1 protein-coding gene is annotated in these 326 nt (G+C 38.0%); it reads left to right on the top strand.

What is annotated here, in order from left to right; all coding sequences use genetic code 11:
• Nucleotides 1–326, top strand: a 326-nt coding sequence (locus tag JG537_RS09625; RefSeq protein WP_199545202.1) for an LPXTG cell wall anchor domain-containing protein, incomplete at both ends; no start/stop codon positions are given.

Here is a 326-nt window from a genome sequence, read left to right as displayed (position 1 = left end):
TCTTGATGATGGTGATTACAAACTTTCAGAAACAACAGTACCAGATGGTTACAACAAAGCCTCTGATGTTGAATTTAAAGTAACAGCAGACCACGATGTAGAATCTGATAGCCCAGCATTGAACTCACTTTCAGGTGATGTGACAACTGGTGAGCTTACATTTACTTCAAACACTACTGATGGTTCTTTAACAACTAAAGTTGTCAACAAAAAAGGTTCTGTTCTTCCTTCAACTGGTGGTATGGGAACAACTATCCTTTATGTTGTAGGTACTATTCTTGTTCTTGCTGCTGGTATCTTGCTTGTTACTAAAAAACGCATGGATG

The organism is Streptococcus vicugnae (assembly GCF_016461705.1).
Lineage (GTDB): Bacteria > Bacillota > Bacilli > Lactobacillales > Streptococcaceae > Streptococcus > Streptococcus vicugnae.
Note: the sequence above shows the minus strand (reverse complement) of the source record. Positions and strands in the feature narration are given on the sequence as shown.